The 14,707-nt window shown below is 69.5% G+C and carries 13 protein-coding genes; 5 read left to right on the top strand and 8 right to left on the bottom strand.

The genetic code is table 11. The annotated features are described in order from the left end of the window. Positions 1–178: 178 nt before the first annotated feature. The 3 genes from ACQEVY_RS14660 to ACQEVY_RS14650 all read right to left on the bottom strand — a co-directional run bounded on the left by ACQEVY_RS14660 (position 179) and on the right by ACQEVY_RS14650 (position 5,422). Positions 179–1,630 (bottom strand): amino acid permease, encoded by a 1,452-nt coding sequence (locus tag ACQEVY_RS14660; RefSeq protein ID WP_432948514.1) that lies wholly within the window; start codon positions 1,628–1,630, stop codon positions 179–181. A gap of 370 nt (positions 1,631–2,000) precedes the next feature. After that, positions 2,001–3,632, bottom strand: coding sequence for a PucR family transcriptional regulator (locus tag ACQEVY_RS14655; protein ID WP_432948512.1), 1,632 nt, complete (start codon positions 3,630–3,632; stop codon positions 2,001–2,003). 560 nt (positions 3,633–4,192) lie between these two features. Then, the gene (locus ACQEVY_RS14650; RefSeq protein ID WP_432948510.1) at positions 4,193–5,422 is read right to left on the bottom strand and encodes a PP2C family protein-serine/threonine phosphatase; all 1,230 of its coding nucleotides are present in this window, start codon (positions 5,420–5,422) and stop codon (positions 4,193–4,195) included. Positions 5,423–6,264: 842 nt separating this feature from the next. Here ACQEVY_RS14650 and ACQEVY_RS14645 point away from each other — a divergent pair. Continuing rightward, positions 6,265–7,047, top strand: coding sequence for a polysaccharide lyase family 7 protein (locus ACQEVY_RS14645; protein WP_432948508.1), 783 nt, complete (start codon positions 6,265–6,267; stop codon positions 7,045–7,047). A gap of 73 nt (positions 7,048–7,120) precedes the next feature. Here the strand turns inward: ACQEVY_RS14645 and ACQEVY_RS14640 are convergent, their stop codons facing one another. Further along, the gene (locus ACQEVY_RS14640; protein ID WP_432948506.1) at positions 7,121–7,537 is read right to left on the bottom strand and encodes an arsenate reductase ArsC; all 417 of its coding nucleotides are present in this window, start codon (positions 7,535–7,537) and stop codon (positions 7,121–7,123) included. 112 nt (positions 7,538–7,649) lie between these two features. On the opposite strand from ACQEVY_RS14640, the gene ACQEVY_RS14635 reads away from it, so the two are divergent. Next, positions 7,650–7,958: an ArsR/SmtB family transcription factor gene (locus tag ACQEVY_RS14635; protein WP_432948504.1), complete on the top strand. Its 309-nt coding sequence runs from the start codon at positions 7,650–7,652 to the stop codon at positions 7,956–7,958. Next, on the top strand, positions 7,955–8,758 hold the full coding sequence (locus ACQEVY_RS14630) for an aquaporin (protein WP_432948502.1): 804 nt from the start codon (positions 7,955–7,957) through the stop codon (positions 8,756–8,758). The genes ACQEVY_RS14635 and ACQEVY_RS14630 overlap by 4 nt, the downstream gene beginning before the upstream one ends. Before the next feature lie 25 nt (positions 8,759–8,783). On the opposite strand, the gene ACQEVY_RS14625 is transcribed toward ACQEVY_RS14630, so the two are convergent. After that, the gene (locus ACQEVY_RS14625; protein WP_432948500.1) at positions 8,784–9,161 is read right to left on the bottom strand and encodes an ArsR/SmtB family transcription factor; all 378 of its coding nucleotides are present in this window, start codon (positions 9,159–9,161) and stop codon (positions 8,784–8,786) included. A gap of 258 nt (positions 9,162–9,419) precedes the next feature. Here ACQEVY_RS14625 and ACQEVY_RS14620 point away from each other — a divergent pair, with 258 nt between their 5' ends. Next, the gene (locus tag ACQEVY_RS14620) at positions 9,420–10,802 is read left to right on the top strand and encodes an NAD(P)-binding domain-containing protein (RefSeq protein WP_432948498.1); all 1,383 of its coding nucleotides are present in this window, start codon (positions 9,420–9,422) and stop codon (positions 10,800–10,802) included. Positions 10,803–10,830: 28 nt separating this feature from the next. Continuing rightward, positions 10,831–11,235: an ArsI/CadI family heavy metal resistance metalloenzyme gene (locus ACQEVY_RS14615; protein ID WP_432948496.1), complete on the top strand. Its 405-nt coding sequence runs from the start codon at positions 10,831–10,833 to the stop codon at positions 11,233–11,235. Between the two features lie 38 nt (positions 11,236–11,273). On the opposite strand, the gene ACQEVY_RS14610 is transcribed toward ACQEVY_RS14615, so the two are convergent. The 3 genes from ACQEVY_RS14610 to ACQEVY_RS14600 all read right to left on the bottom strand — a co-directional run bounded on the left by ACQEVY_RS14610 (position 11,274) and on the right by ACQEVY_RS14600 (position 14,657). Beyond that, positions 11,274–11,963 (bottom strand): hypothetical protein, encoded by a 690-nt coding sequence (locus ACQEVY_RS14610; RefSeq protein WP_432948494.1) that lies wholly within the window; start codon positions 11,961–11,963, stop codon positions 11,274–11,276. A 76-nt stretch (positions 11,964–12,039) separates the two neighbouring features. Beyond that, the gene (locus ACQEVY_RS14605; RefSeq protein WP_432948492.1) at positions 12,040–13,068 is read right to left on the bottom strand and encodes a LacI family DNA-binding transcriptional regulator; all 1,029 of its coding nucleotides are present in this window, start codon (positions 13,066–13,068) and stop codon (positions 12,040–12,042) included. A gap of 71 nt (positions 13,069–13,139) precedes the next feature. Further along, positions 13,140–14,657 (bottom strand): alpha-N-arabinofuranosidase, encoded by a 1,518-nt coding sequence (locus ACQEVY_RS14600; protein ID WP_432948490.1) that lies wholly within the window; start codon positions 14,655–14,657, stop codon positions 13,140–13,142. Between the last annotated feature and the right edge of the window lie 50 nt (positions 14,658–14,707).

Here is a 14,707-nt window from a genome sequence, read left to right as displayed (position 1 = left end):
GCCTGGCACACGACATGGGCAACATTCGCGCCCCGTAAGGGGCGCGGGGAACTGCGCGACCAGCCACAAACGGACCGGCACCCGAAATGCGACCCGGGGGGCCTGGGGGCGCAGCCCCCAGTTACGGGAAGGGGCGGGCTTGGGGAAAGAAACCCCACGCCCGCCCCAGCCGGCAGCGCTACCGCGAAACCAAGCTATCCGCGTCCCGCCGCGACCGCTCCCGCACAAACGAGATGGCGACGACGATCGCAGCCACAAGCACCGACAACAGCACCTGACTACGCCCGCCCCCCTCCTTCTCATCCGTAAGCATGTACAGCAACACGAACGAGATCATCCCGATAGTCGCCCACGTCAGATACGGAAACAGCCACATCCGTACAACAAGCTTCTCCGGGTTCTCCCGCAAAATGATCCCCCGCATCTTCAACTGCGAGAAACAGATGACCAGCCACACGAACAACGCCACCGCGCCAGACGAGTTCAGCAGGAACTGGAACACGGTGTCCGGCCACAGATAGTTGAACCCGACCGCCACAAACCCGAAGACCACAGAGGCCAGAATCGCCGCCTGCGGAACACCCCGCGAATTCGTCTTCACGAAGGACGCCGGAGCGTCACCACGCTGCCCGAGCGAGAATGCCATCCGAGAGGCCGTGTAGAGCCCGGAGTTGAGACACGACAACACCGCGGTCAGCACGATGAAGTTCATGATCTGACCCGCGTGCGGGATGCCGATGGCGTCGAGGGCAGCGACGTACGAGCCCTTCTCGGCGATCGAGGGGTCGTTCCACGGCAGCAGGGCCACCACGACGAGGATCGAGCCGACGTAGAAGACACCGACCCGCCAGATCACGCTACGGGTCGCCTTGGCGACCTGCCGCTGCGCGTCCGGGGACTCGGCCGCGGCGAGGGTCACGATCTCGCTGCCCATGAAGGAGAAGACGACCAGCAGAATGCCGGTGAGGATCGCGCCGGGCCCCTCCGGTAGGAAGCCGCCGTGCGCGGTGAGGTTGGCGAATCCCGTGTCGGCGTCGGAACCGGGCAGCAGACCGAAGATCGCCAGCCCGCCGAGCACGATGAAGCCCGAGATGGCGACGACCTTGATGCCCGCGAACCAGAACTCGAACTCGCCGAAGGAACCGACCGAGACCAGGTTCGTGGCGGTCAGCACCACCATCACGATCAGCGCCCAGGCCCACTGCGGCACGGCCGGCACCCAGCTCTCCAGGATCACCGCACCCGCGGTCGCTTCTACCGCGAGCACGACGACCCAGAAGAACCAGTACAGCCAGCCGATCGAGAACCCGGCCCAGCGGCCGAGCGCCCGGTCCGCGTAGGCGGAGAAGGACCCGGAGGACGGGTTGGCCGCGGCCATCTCGCCGAGCATGCGCATCACGAGGACGACGAGGGCGCCGACCAGCGCGTATGACAGGAGAATGCCGGGTCCGGCGGCGGCGATACCGGAGGCGGAGCCCACGAAGAGCCCGGCGCCGATCACGCCGCCGATGGCGATCATGGACAGGTGGCGGTTCTTGAGACCGGCCTTGAGACCGTCCTGCTCCGGGGGCTGACCGCTGGCGGGTGGAGCGGTGTCAGGGGCCAGGGGTTCTGGGGGACGTGTAGTCATGTCGACATCCAGATGAGTGGTTGGGGGAGTGTCGTGCGGGCGTGGCTGCCCGGAACGCCGGGTCGCCTCGATGGCGGGGGATGGGGCGGGCCGGGCTGCGCCGTGGGGGCGTGCGCAGGGGAGAGCGGTCAGGGCACTGACGATTCCCGTAAGCGTTCACGGTGCGGTTCGCGGTATCCGGATGGCGTGCTGGTGAGTTGGTCGTCACCAGCACGTCCGCGATTCGCTCCGTCTCCTCGTGGGAGGTGGGCCGCATCACTTGCGGAATTGGATTTGCGCAAGCGTATGAGGGGACATGGGGCTACGGGTTTGTGAAGGCTGAACAAACTCGCCGTCGATGGCTGTACGAACGGCCAATGCGAAACCGGACTCAGTCCGTGGGCGGCAGCCTCAGCTGAAGCATCGCCAGCAGCCGCTGATCAGGGCGGCTGAGATCCAGACCGGTGAGTTCCTCGGCCCGGCGCAGGCGGTAGCGCAGGGTGTTGGGGTGCACGTGGAGCTGCGCGGCGGCGGCCCGTACGTCTCCGAAGGAGTTCAGGTACGTCAGCAGGGTCTCGGCGAGGCGGCCCTGGTGCCGGTTGTCGTGCGCGACCAGGGCGGTCAGCCGTGGATCCCGTATCTCGGGGTGCGCGGAGAGCAGCGTCAGCATCTCGCTGACCAGCACTTCCGCCTGGATGTCGGGCAGCGCGGCGACGGCGGCGGACACCCGGGCGCTCACCATGGCGTCGAGGATGCGGTCCGCCTCCCGACGCGACTCCGGTACGGCCCCGAGCCCCGGCACCAGGCACCCGACCGAGCCGCGCAACGGCAGCCCCAGGTGGCGGCGTGCCGCGTCGGTGATCTCCAGGGCCCAGCCGCGCAGGGTGTCCGTGTCGATGCTGCGGGGCAGCTGCGGCAGGAGTACGTAGATACGGGAGTCGACCTGGGTGACCAGGGAACTGCGGTGCCGGGCGGCGATATGCACGGACACCAGGTTGGTGACCTCGGTGTGAGCCAGCTCCGGGGCGGCGACGGCATCCCCGGCCTCGTACGCCTCCGTCGTCCCGTGCGAGAAGCCCAGCACGGCGGCAGGGCGGGCCGCGTCGAAACCCAGGTGGGTGGCCAGCGGCTGCGGTCCGGTGCTGCCGTCCATGAGTCCGGCGAGCAGGGTCCGTACGAGCGTCACATCGTCCGAGAGTTCCCGGCGACGGCGTACGAGATGAAGCGCGGCGACTCGGGCGGCGCCCAGCAGCGCCTGGCGTGAGCGTTCGGACAGCGGGGTCGAGCTCTCCTGTACCCAGATCGTGCCCAGCTGCCGGTCACCGGAGCGGATGGCCACCGCGAGCCGACGGCGGATGCCGAGCTCCGGGTGGCTGTCGATGGCGATCACCTCGTCGCTGGAGTGCAGGTGCTGGAACACGCCCCACTCGCGCAACTTCGCGAGGTACGCCTCCGGTCCCTGCCAGCCGAGGATGGAACGCCGCCGCAGGTCGTCCGCCTCGTCGGAGTCGGTGGTACGGGAGTACGCCAGTACGCGGTTCGCGGCGTCCTCGATGCTGACGATGCCGCTGGTCAGGATGGCGGTGGTCTGCGCGAGCGAGAACAGGTCGCCCTCCTCGGCCGCCGCGCCCGGATCCTCCGGCGGGGCGTCGTCCAGGGCGGCGCGGGCCAGCGCGCTGACCTGCTCCCAGCGGGTCTCGCCGCGCAGGCTGAGCAGGGCGACGCCGGCCTCGGTCGCGGTCTCGCTGAGGCCCGCGGCCTGGGCGGGCGCGTCCAGCTTGACCACGACGGCGGTGGCGCCGTCTCGCCCTGCGGCGCGCAGGGCCGGGAAGGCGGCCCGTCCTCGCGATCCGATCGCGAGGACCAGGTCGCCCGGGTGGGCGGTCGGTGGGTCCTCGGGGTCGAGCAGGGCGACTCCGTGGATCTCCACGTCCAGCCCGGCGGGCGCGGCCTGCACCTCGAGCATCGAGTCGCCCAGCGCCATGACTAGGTGGCGGAGGGTGATGCTCGGGGCGGGGTCCATGGGGGGTTCGCCTTTCTCTGCCGGTTGCCTCCGGCGGTGGGGCGGCTGCGGGTCCATTGTGGCTGGTCCCGCAGCCCAGCGGGGGTGCCTCCGGCGGTTGGGCGGGTGCGGGTACGTGGTGGTTGCTCGCGCAGTTCCCCGCGCCCCTTGGGTGGTTGGTGGGTGCGGGGCCGCGGTCCGGTGCGTCAGCCCGTCGCCAACAGGGCATACGACCCCGTGCTGACACAGGGCGCAGCTGTGCCCAGACCGAAGCTAAGCGACGGGCATAGGACGCACCGGCCCACGTCCCCTCCCGCCGGGGGGAAGCTGCGGGTAGTCGGGGGTCCGGGCTTTTCCGCGCGGGCGGGTACGGGGCGCTGGCCCTTCCGGGTCGCGGGCTTTTTCGGTTCGCTGGCTGTTCTGGGTGCGGGCAGTCGCAGGTTCTTTAGGGGCGCGGGGAACTGCGCGACCAGCCACAACGCACCCGCAGCCGCGACACGACTGTCACCCCCGAGGTCTTCGGCCCGGACCTGTGGAGACGGCCGACACGGCCGACGCTGCGTGAGCCTGCCTAGAGGTGCCTAGAGGCTGATGACGACCAAGGCCGTGTCGTCCGTGCTGCCCTTGGACGGGAGCAGGTCCGCCAGGAGGGCATCGGCCAGGGGCTCGGGTTCGGACTTGCGGTGGCGGGTCAGGGAGTCGGCGAGGCGGGCCAGGCTGGTGTCGATGTCCTCGGTGCGGCGTTCGACCAGGCCGTCCGTGTACAGGACCAGGGCGGAGCCTTCGGTGAAGGGAAGGTCGGCCTGGGGACGGGGGACATGATCGGGTCTGGCGCCGAGCGGCGGGTCGGTGGCCCCGTCGAGGAAGGTCACGGTGCCGTCGGGCTGGAGCAGGGCCGGCGGCAGGTGACCGGCACTGCTGTAGGAGATGGTGTGGGTGTCCCAGTCGATGTAGGCCTTCACCGCGGTGGTCGACTCGGCTCCGTCGACGAAACGGGCGTACAGGCCGAGGACCTCCAGTGCCTGCGCCGGACCGTCGGCGACCCGGGCGGCCGCGCTCAGCGCACTGCGCAGCTGCCCCATCACACAGGCGGCCGCGAGCCCGTGGCCGACCACGTCACCCACGGCGACCGAGATGCGGTTGCCGGGCAGTTCGACCAGGTCGTACCAGTCGCCGCACACGTTCAAGGCCCCTATGGCGGGCCGGTAGCGCACGGCCACCCGGTGGTTCCCGAGCGGGCGGGGAGCGGGCAGCAACGCCGCCTGCAGGGCCAGCGCGACCTCGCGTTCGCGGGCGTGTGCCCTGCGGAGGCGTTCGTTGACCTCCTGCAGTTCACGGGAGCGGGTGTAGAGCTCGGCCTCCAGCACACGGGCCTGCGGGTCACCGCCCGGGCCGCCGCGGGCGCGGATGAGTTCGGTGACCTCCTCCACCCGGTGCACGATCAGCACTACCTTCCCGTCGGGGCCGTGGACGGGTGCGTTGACGGGGCTCCAGTAGTGCTGCTGCCAGTGGCCGGGGCGCTCGGGGTCCTCGATGTCGTAGCGGAGCAGCGCCATGGTGTCGCGCTCCCCGGTTTCCACCACCCGCAGCATCGACTCCCTGGTCTCCCGCATACCGGCCGCGGCCGGGTCGTTCGGGTTCTCCGGGAAGACGTCGAAGATATAGCGGCCCAGCAACTGCTCACGGGTACGCCCGGCCAGCCGCAGAAAGTCCTCGTTGGCGTCGGCGTACACAAGGTCGGGCGTGAGCAGCGCCACCATGCCGGGAAGCGCCCGGAAAACGGCCGCGTAATCGATCTGCGGTTCCCTCATGAGCTGCCCGCCTCGACGCCGACCGTTCAGTGTGCTTCCACGATAGAAGCGAACGCTGCGAGCGGCCCGGTCACGGTAGCGGACGGTTCCGCAGGTTCCGGCGCACCTGCCGATGTCCGGTGCCGCACCGTGCCGGCTTGAGGGGCCGCAGGCCCCGAAAGGGGCGACCAGCCACAACGGACCCGCAGCTTCGAAACCGCACCCAGCGGAGCGCTGACGCGGCGTCCCGGTCGCCCTCACCGGGAGGCAAGCCTCAGATGCGAACCCGTACCCAGCTCACCCTGGCGGCAGCCATCTCGTGCGCCGGGCTCGTCCGATCGAGGCGTCGACGTACGGCCTGCATGTCACTCGTTCAGGTGGTCGACTCCGAACGTACGGTTCTGCCTCGCGCAGGTGTGTACGTTCGGTGCTTGTGAAGCAGACCGGAACGGCTCCCGCAACATCCGCGCACGCGCGTGGGAGTTGTGGCGACGCGGGGCCCAGTCAACGGCCCCTGACCCACCCCCGAAACGTCGGGGTGGGGATGGACGCAAACGCAGCATCACACCCAGTGATGCCCGTTGTGCAAGCCCAGCGCTTTAGCGACGGGTAGTTGACTAGCGGCAGTCGTAGTAGCCGCACGACGATGAGCCGGCCCTGCCGGGACATCCATGGTGGGCCGCCCGCGACCGCGCCCAACTCGTCGTCATCGCCTACCAGACGGGCCTCGTACGACCCGAATCGTCCAGGTTCTGAAGGGAGTTGACGGTCTGTAGGGCAGGGGTTCTGGGACCGGTCCCGGGCGCGACGGCTTAGGGTGCGCGTCGGCCCGTACCGCAGTCCCCGACCGTGAGGAACCCTTCATGCCCAGCACCCGGACGCTCGTACTGGCGGGCATCACCGCGGCCGTCTCGACCGCCGCGTTCACGCTGTCCGCGCAGGCCGCCACGTCGCCCTCGTACGAGCCGGCCGGCGCCCGGTGCGCGTACCCGGCGGACGTCCTCGACCTGACGAACTGGAAGCTGACCCTGCCCACCGGCGACGACGAGGACCCCACCGAGATCACCCAGCCCAAGCTGGCGACCTTCTCCGCCAAGCCCTGGTTCCGGGTCGAGGACGGCTGTGACGCGGTCCTGTTCCGGGCCGCCGTCAACGGTGTGACGACCGGCGGCTCCAGTTACCCGCGCTCCGAGCTGCGGGAGATGACCGACAACGGCGCGGACGAGGCCGAGTGGTCCACCACGGAGGGCAAGCACACGCTCGTGGTCAACGAGGCGTTCATGGCGCTGCCCAAGGAGAAGCCGCAGCTGGTCGGCGCGCAGGTGCACGGCGGGGACGACGACGTCACGGTCTTTCGTCTCGACGGCAAGAAGCTCTACATCACCGACGGCGACGACAGCCGCCACCACCTCGTCACCGATAACTACAAACTGGGCACCGAGTTCGAGGCCAAGTTCGTGGCGCAGGACGGGGAGATCGACGTGTACTTCAACGGCAAGCTGGAGACCACGATCGAGCACGACGGCGACACCAACTACTTCAAGGCCGGCGCCTACACCCAGGCCAACTGCGACAACTCCGACCCGTGTGCCAAGGGGAACTACGGCGAGGTCCGCATCTCCGACATCAAGGTCACCCACTCCTGACGGACGGACGGACGTACGAACGGGAGGGCTGGCGGACGGGCGGACGCGGCGGTGGGGTCGGTCCCGCCGCCGCTCAGGCCGTCTTCTGCTCCGGGGCGATCTCCTCGATCAGGCCCTCGATGAGCTTCTTGATCTCGTCACGGATGGGCCGTACGGCCTCGACGCCCTGGCCCGCCGGGTCCTCGAGATCCCAGTCCAGGTAGCGCTTGCCGGGGAAGACGGGGCAGGTGTCGCCGCAGCCCATGGTGATGCAGACGTCCGACTCCTTGACGGCGTCGACGGTGAGCATCTTGGGGACCTCGGCGGAGATGTCGATGCCGACCTCGCGCATGGCCTCGACGGCGGCCGGGTTGACCTGGGCGCCCGGGTTGGAGCCGGCGGAGCGGACCTCGACGCGGTCCCCGGCCAGGTGGGTCAGCCACGCGGCGGCCATCTGGGAACGGCCGGCGTTGTGGACACAGACGAAGAGCACGGAGGGCTTGTCGGACATCAGGAGGTCTCTCTTGTCTCTTGTTCTCTTGTCTTGTCTCGCGTCGGCATCAGGCGGGGCTGACATCAGCATCTGGTGGTGTCAGTCACCGCTGATGTGACAGTATCAGCCCATGATGACGTCAGTCGACACTGACCTGATCCGGGTGCTGGCCGACCCGCTCAGGCTCCAGATCGTGACCCTGCTCGCCAAAGAGACGCTGTGCACCACGCACCTCGTGGAGGAGACGGGTGCCCGGCAGACCAACCTCTCCAACCATCTGAGGGTGCTGCGTGAGGCGGGGGTCGTCGAGACGGAGCCGTGCGGCCGGTTCACCTATTACCGGCTCAAGTCCGACGTCATCGCTCAGCTCGCCGGTCAGTTCGCCGACCTGGCCGAGTCCGCGCGCAGCGCCGCCCAGAACAAGCGGGCCTGCCCGTGACCGCCGCCGAGGCCGCCACGAACGCGGAGGCCGCGACGAGCGCGGAGGCTGCGACGTCCGCCGCCGACCCCGCCTCCGTCGCGCCTGCGCCCGCGCCGGGTGCCACCCCGCCGCGTAACCCTTTGGTCTCCCGGGCCGCCGCCGAACTCGTAGGAACGGCGCTGCTGGTGGCGATCGTGGTCGGCTCCGGCATCCAGGCCACGGACCTGACCGACGACGTCGGCCTGCAACTGCTGGCCAACTCCACGGCCACCGTCTTCGGCCTCGGCATCCTGATCCTCCTGCTCGGCCCGGTCTCCGGAGCGCACTTCAACCCGGTGGTCACGCTGGCCGAGTGGTGGACGGCACGACGCGGCGGCGCGGGCGTCACGCCGCGCGAGGTGGCGGTGTACGTACCCGCGCAGATCGTCGGCGCGATCGCGGGCGCGATCCTGGCGGACGCGATGTTCGGCGAGCCGTTGGTGAAGTGGTCCACGCACGACCGCTCGGCGGGCCCTCTGCTGCTGGGCGAGGTCGTCGCCACGGCGGGTCTGATCCTGCTGATCTTCGGCCTGGCCCGCGCCGGCCGGCTGCAGTACGCCCCCGTGGCCGTCGCCTCCTACATCGGCGCCGCGTACTGGTTCACGTCGTCGACGTCCTTCGCCAACCCGGCCGTGACTATAGGCCGCGCCTTCACCGACACCTTCGCGGGTATCGCGCCCGGCTCGGTCGCGGGGTTCATCGCGATGCAGGTCGTCGGGGCGGTGGTCGGGCTGGGGCTGGTGGCGCTCATCTTCATGCCCGGACGATCGGCTGAATGAGCCGCAGAACGCGGGTCGGGTCGGGTCAGGCCACGGGGGCGGCCGCGGTCAGCATCTGCCCCATCGCGGCCATGACTGACGGCTCCACCCGGTAGTACACCCAGGTGCCGCGCCGCTCGGAGGTGAGCAGTCCGGCTTCCTTGAGCTTCTTCAGGTGATGGGACACGGTCGGCTGGGAAACGCCGACGTTGGAGATGTCGCATACGCATGCCTCGCCGCCCTCGTGCGAGGCGACGAGCGAGAACAGGCGAAGGCGGACGGGGTCGCCGAGCGCTTTGAACATCGCGGCGGTCCGCTCGGCTTCCTCGGCCGTCAGGGGCCGCTCGGTGAGCGGCGGGCAGCAGGGCACGACACCCTCGGCGACCTCGGGGTCCAGCAGCGGCAGCGCCTTGAGCTTCGACATACGCCTATGTTGACATACGTCGAACCAGGCGCCTAGCTGGCCTTTTCAAGGTTCGGCGCGATGAGGCGCCCCTTCAGGGGTGCGGGGCTGTATCAATTTGCGGCTCCGCCGCGCGGGCGCGACAAGCCACGACGGACTCGCAGCTTCGGTCCGGCCCTCCGGTGGCACTGCTTCGATGGGCGTCTATGTTGACGCTCATCGAACCCGGTGTCATGCTGGGGCACAAGAGATTGACGCCTATCGATATAGGGGAACCCCGTGCCAGCGCCCACCAGCAACGCGCCCCACGCCGACCAGCTGCCCGTCGCGATCATCGGCGCCGGCCCCGTCGGCCTGGCCGCCGCCGCGCACCTCGTAGAGCGCGGCATCGAACCCCTCGTCCTGGAAGCCGGCCCCGCCGCGGCAAGTGCCGTACGGGAGTGGTCGCACGTGCGGCTGTTCTCGACCTGGGGTGAACTTGTGGACCCGGCAGCCGAGAAGCTGCTCGCCCACACCGGCTGGGTCCGCCCCGACGCCGCGACCTACCCGACCGGCGGCGACTGGGCCGAGCGCTACCTCCAGCCCCTCGCCGACGTCCTGGGGGACAGGGTCCGTTACGACGCCACGGTGACCGGCGTCGCCCGGGCCGGCCGGGACCGCATCGTCGACGCGGGTCGCGACGAGCAGCCGTACACGGTGCACGTCCGGGCCGCCGACGGCACCGAGGAACGGCTCACCGCCCGCGCCGTCATCGACGCCTCCGGCACCTGGTCCACCCCGAGCCCTGCCGGCGCGAACGGCCTTCCCGCCCTCGGCGAAAAGACGGCCGCCGACCGCATCTCGTACCGAGTCCCGGACCTCAACGACCCATCCGTACGGGCCCGTTACGCGGGCAAGCGCACCGCCGTCATCGGCTCCGGCGCCTCCGCCTTCACTGCCCTCGCGCTCCTCGCCGACCTGGCCGGGGAGGAGGCGGGGACACACGCGGTGTGGATCCTGCGACGCGGCATCAGCGCGAGCACGTACGGCGGTGGCGAGGCCGACGAACTCCCCGCTCGCGGCGCCCTAGGCCTGCGCGCCAAGGCCGCGGTGGAGGCCGGCCACGCGAGCGCGGCCACGGGATTCCGTACGCAGGCCGTGGAGCGGGCGGACGACCGGCTCGTCCTCGTGGCCGAGGACAGCCGCCGTCTCGACCCGGTCGACGAGGTGATCGTCCTGACCGGCCTCCGCCCGGACCTTTCCTTCCTCTCCGAGGTCCGCCTCGGCCTCGACGAACGCCTCCAGGCCCCGACCGCGCTCGCCCCGCTGATCGACCCGAACGTCCACTCCTGCGGCACGGTCTACCCCCACGGCGTGCGCGAGCTCTCCCACCCGGACCAGGGCGTCTACCTGGTCGGGATGAAGTCGTACGGCCGGGCCCCCACGTTTCTCGCGATGACCGGCTACGAGCAGGTCCGTTCCATCGCGGCATCGCTCGCCGGCGACCAGGAGGCCGCCGAGCGCGTCGAACTCACCCTCCCCGAGACCGGAGTGTGCGGCGGCGCGGGCCTCTTCGACGAGCCGGAGAACGCCGAACAGTCCGGCGGCGGCTGCTGCGCACCGGCCCCGACCACCCTCCAGATCGGCGGCGGTGCTCCGGCCGCAACTACCGGCGGCTGCTGAACTCCCCACCCACCCAAGGAGGTTCGCCATGACGTCCCGCGTACAGCTCGCCCTCCGCGTCCCCGACCTCGCCGAATCCGTCGCCTTCTACACGCGGCTCTTCGGCACCGAGCCCGCCAAACTCCGCGACGGCTACGCCAACTTCGCCATCGCCGAGCCCCCGCTCAAGCTCGTCCTGATCGAAGGAACGGCGGGCGAGGCAACCCGCATGGACCACCTCGGCGTCGAGGTCGAGACGACCGAAGCGGTCCACGCCGCCACCGCCCGCCTGAGCGAGGCGGGTCTGCCCACCGACGAGGAGAACGACACCACCTGCTGCTACGCCCTCCAGGACAAGGTCTGGGTCCACGGCCCCGGCCGGGAACCCTGGGAGGTGTACGTGGTCAAGGCGGACGCCGGCTCTCTGGCCAAGCAGGTCCCGGACCGGCCTTGATCGCCTTCATCGTCAGGGGGATTTGCGGCGTCGCGGTTCTACCAGTCCTCGTACAGCAGGTCACCCTTGGCCGGGGCACGAACATCCAACGGCTTGTCGAAGGCGCTGAACGTGGTGGTGCTCCGGTGGTTGGCGCCTTTGTAGACGACCTTGAGGATGTAGGGCTTGCCCTCGGACGCGACGTAGAAGGTGTAGGTGCCCTCCTTGTCCTCCTTGTCGGTCACCACCAGCGGAATTGCCGCGCTGCCGTTGACCTTGGTCGGCTGGCCCTTCGTCGCTTTGCCGAACGAGGTGAACGGCCGAGTGCAGTCCGGGAGCTCTGGGCCGACTAGGTCGACGGGGGTCTCGACCCAGCGTTCGTACTCCTCGGCGTTGGTCACGGTCTCGCCGTCCTGCTCCAAGAACGTGCGGTTCGGGCGAATGTAGGCCGTTGCGCCGATCCGGATCTGTTCGAAGCTGGCGCCTGTGTCCCAGGTCGTTTTGCCCGCACACCTGCCCTTGAGATCGGTCGTGAGGTGAGTGGAGAAGGGGCCACTCACGGCGGTCTCGGTGATGTCGCCGTCGATGGTCACCGACTTGAGCGCCTTCATCGTGTCGTTCGCGTCGTCAAGCATCTGTTTGGCGGAGGGGCCCTCAGTGGTGGCGCCCTCCGCCGAGCAGCCGCCCACGGCGACCCCCACCACTAACCAGCCCAGTGCGGCCGCCACGACAGCCGATTTCGTTCGCATGATCCCCCCAGGGTTCACACAAGATCCCCCCGGACCTTGAGCGGATCATGCTAACTGAGCCGACCGCACGCCCCGTTCAGCCGCCGGTCGACTCCCGTACCACCACGGAGAAGCGGCTCACGAACTCCTCGCGGTCCGCCCCCGGCTCCCCGGGCTCCGTCTGTTCGATCCGTGCGGCCAGCAGCTCGATCGCTCGCCGTGCCATCGTGTCGTGGTCCGGATCGATCGTGGACAGCGAAGGGATGAGGTACTCGCTCTCCTGGACGTTGTCGAAGCCGATCACCTTCACCTGCTCCGGCACTCGTACCCCGGTGTCGGCCAGCCCGCGCAGTACGCCCATCGCCACGGTGTCCGTCACACAGAACACCCCGTCGAAGTCGAGCCCACTCCGCACCATCTCCCGCGCACACAGCGCACCCGCGCGCATCGTGAGCGTCTCCAGGCTCTGTACGAGGCCGAGGTCGGCGGGCAGGCCGGCGCTCCGCAGCGCCCGCTGATAGCCCGCAAAGCGGAGGCTGGACACATCGACTTCCTCCTCCACCGAGTCTCCCCCCGGCCCCCGGACGATCGCGATGCGGCGGCAGCCCCGCTCGATCAGATGGCGGGTGGCCGCCTCCGACGCGTCAACGTTCGGCATGGCCACGTGGTCGACGGGACCGCCGAAGATCCGCTCGCCCAGGATGACCACCGGGTAGTCCACCTTGAGCAGTTCGACATCGGCCGGTCCCATGCCGACCGTGCTGAGGATGAGCCCGTCGTAGAGCCGGTTGCGCGACAGGGACAGCGCGTCCAGTTCGTTCTCCCGCGAGGCGCCGGTCTGCTCGATGCACACCCGCAGGCTGTGCCGCTCGGCAGCGGCGATGATGGCGGCGGCCAGGCGACCGTAGTACGGGCTGTTCACCTCTGGGACGGCCAGACCGACCGTGCCGGTGCGGCCCTTGCGCAGATTGCGGGCCGCGACGTTGACGCGGTAGTCGAGCCGGGCCATCGCGGCGAGGACCTTCTCCCGCGTCGCCTTGCGCACGTTGGGATGGTCGTTGATGACGTTGGAGACGGTCATCGCCGAGACTCCGGCCGCCTTCGCCACGTCCTGAATCGTTGCCACGCTCACCCCAGGTCTGCGGTACGCCCCACCGGGCCCCATTACACCGCAGACCTGGTCACTCGCCGCCGGAGTCAGACGAGCGGTGCCTGGACGGTGAGGAACGAGTGGGGCGGCAGCGTCAGCGTGAGCCCTCCGTCGGTGACCTTCAGAGAGTCGTACGGGCGTGGGCAGACCGCTTCCGGCGCCTCCGCGGTGTTGTGGTCCTGAAGCCGGTCGGCGGTCAGGATGCGGGCGGTCGCCTCCCCGACGGAGCGGCCGCGCAGGTCGAGCGTCACCTCGGCGGGCTCCTCGGCGTCGAGGTTCGACAGCGAGATCAGTACCGTTCCGTCCTTGACGCTGGCCGAGGCGGACAGGGTCTCCAGCTCGGCGTCCCCGACCGGGCGGCGGGCGTTCTCCGCGCGCAGATGGACGCCGAGCGAAGCGGCGTCCTGGTGCCCCTTGCTCATCTCGAACACGTGGTAGGTCGGAGTCAGGACCAGTGCGTCGCCGTCGGTGAGGACCATCGCTTGCAGGACGTTGACGGTCTGGGCGATGTTCGCCATGTACAGGCGCTCGGCATGCTTGTGGAAGATGTCGAAGTGCGTGCCCGCCACGAGCGCGTCGCGCAGGGTGTTCTGCTGGAACAGGAAGCCCGGGTTGGTGCCCGGCTCGACGTCCCACCAGGTGCCCCACTCGTCCAGGACCAGGCCGACCTTGCGGCCAGGGTCGTAGATGTCCATGACGGTGGAGTGGCCGGTGAGGATGCGGTCGATCTGCCGGGCGGAGAGCATCGTCCGGTAGTAGTCGTCCGTGCCGAAGCCGGTGGCGCTGCCCTTCGCATCCCAGGTCCCGGTCATCGTGTAGTGATGGACGGAGATTCCCTGGAAGAAGGTGCGCGGGGTGGCTTCGCAGCCGAAGCAGTTGATCTGCTCCATCAGCGTCCGGGTCCACTGGTAATCGTCGCCGGAGGCACCTGAGGCGATGCGGTACAGCTTGTTGTCGCCATGATCGCGGCAGTACGTGGCGTACTGCCGGGCCAGGTCCGCGGAGTACTCGGCGCGCATGTTGCCGCCGCAGCCCCAGGTCTCGTTGCCGATGCCCCAGAACTTCACGCGCCAGGGCTCCTCGCGGCCGTTGGCCTTGCGCAGCCGCACCATGGGGCTGTCGCCGTCACGGGTCAGGTACTCGACCCACTCGCTCATCTCCTGAACGGTGCCGCTGCCGACGTTGCCGCTGATGTACGGCTCGGCGCCGAGCAGTTCGCACAGGGCCATGAACTCGTGGGTGCCGAAATGGTTGTTCTCCTCGACGTTGCCCCAGTGGGTGTTCACCATGCGGGGTCGCTGGTCCCGCGGGCCGATGCCGTCCTTCCAGTGGTACTCGTCGGCGAAACAGCCGCCCGGCCAGCGCAGGTTGGGGATGTTCAGAGCGCGCAGGGCCTCGACGACGTCGAGACGGATGCCGCCCTCGTTGGGGATCGTCGAGTCATCGCCGACCCAGAAACCGCCGTAGATACAGCGGCCGAGGTGCTCGGCGAAGTGACCGTAGACGTGACGGTTGATCTTCGGGCCCTCGATGTCGAGGTTGATGATCGCGGTGGCGTTGGCCACGGGGGTACTCCCGGGGAGATGGTGGGCGCTGGCGGGTTTGTATCGATAAA

Source organism: Streptomyces sp. CA-288835 (assembly GCF_050936385.1).
GTDB lineage: Bacteria > Actinomycetota > Actinomycetes > Streptomycetales > Streptomycetaceae > Streptomyces.
The sequence above is the reverse complement of the archived record's forward strand: the minus strand, read 5'-3'. Positions and strand labels throughout refer to the sequence as shown.

Coding starts and splice junctions, on each gene's coding strand:
- ACQEVY_RS14660 (WP_432948514.1), bottom strand. CDS start 1,630: ATGACTACACGTCCCCCAGAACCCCTGGCCCCTGACACCGCTCCACCC.
- ACQEVY_RS14655 (WP_432948512.1), bottom strand. CDS start 3,632: ATGGACCCCGCCCCGAGCATCACCCTCCGCCACCTAGTCATGGCGCTG.
- ACQEVY_RS14650 (WP_432948510.1), bottom strand. CDS start 5,422: ATGAGGGAACCGCAGATCGATTACGCGGCCGTTTTCCGGGCGCTTCCC.
- ACQEVY_RS14645 (WP_432948508.1), top strand. CDS start 6,265: ATGCCCAGCACCCGGACGCTCGTACTGGCGGGCATCACCGCGGCCGTC.
- ACQEVY_RS14640 (WP_432948506.1), bottom strand. CDS start 7,537: ATGTCCGACAAGCCCTCCGTGCTCTTCGTCTGTGTCCACAACGCCGGC.
- ACQEVY_RS14635 (WP_432948504.1), top strand. CDS start 7,650: ATGATGACGTCAGTCGACACTGACCTGATCCGGGTGCTGGCCGACCCG.
- ACQEVY_RS14625 (WP_432948500.1), bottom strand. CDS start 9,161: ATGTCGAAGCTCAAGGCGCTGCCGCTGCTGGACCCCGAGGTCGCCGAG.
- ACQEVY_RS14615 (WP_432948496.1), top strand. CDS start 10,831: ATGACGTCCCGCGTACAGCTCGCCCTCCGCGTCCCCGACCTCGCCGAA.
- ACQEVY_RS14610 (WP_432948494.1), bottom strand. CDS start 11,963: ATGCGAACGAAATCGGCTGTCGTGGCGGCCGCACTGGGCTGGTTAGTG.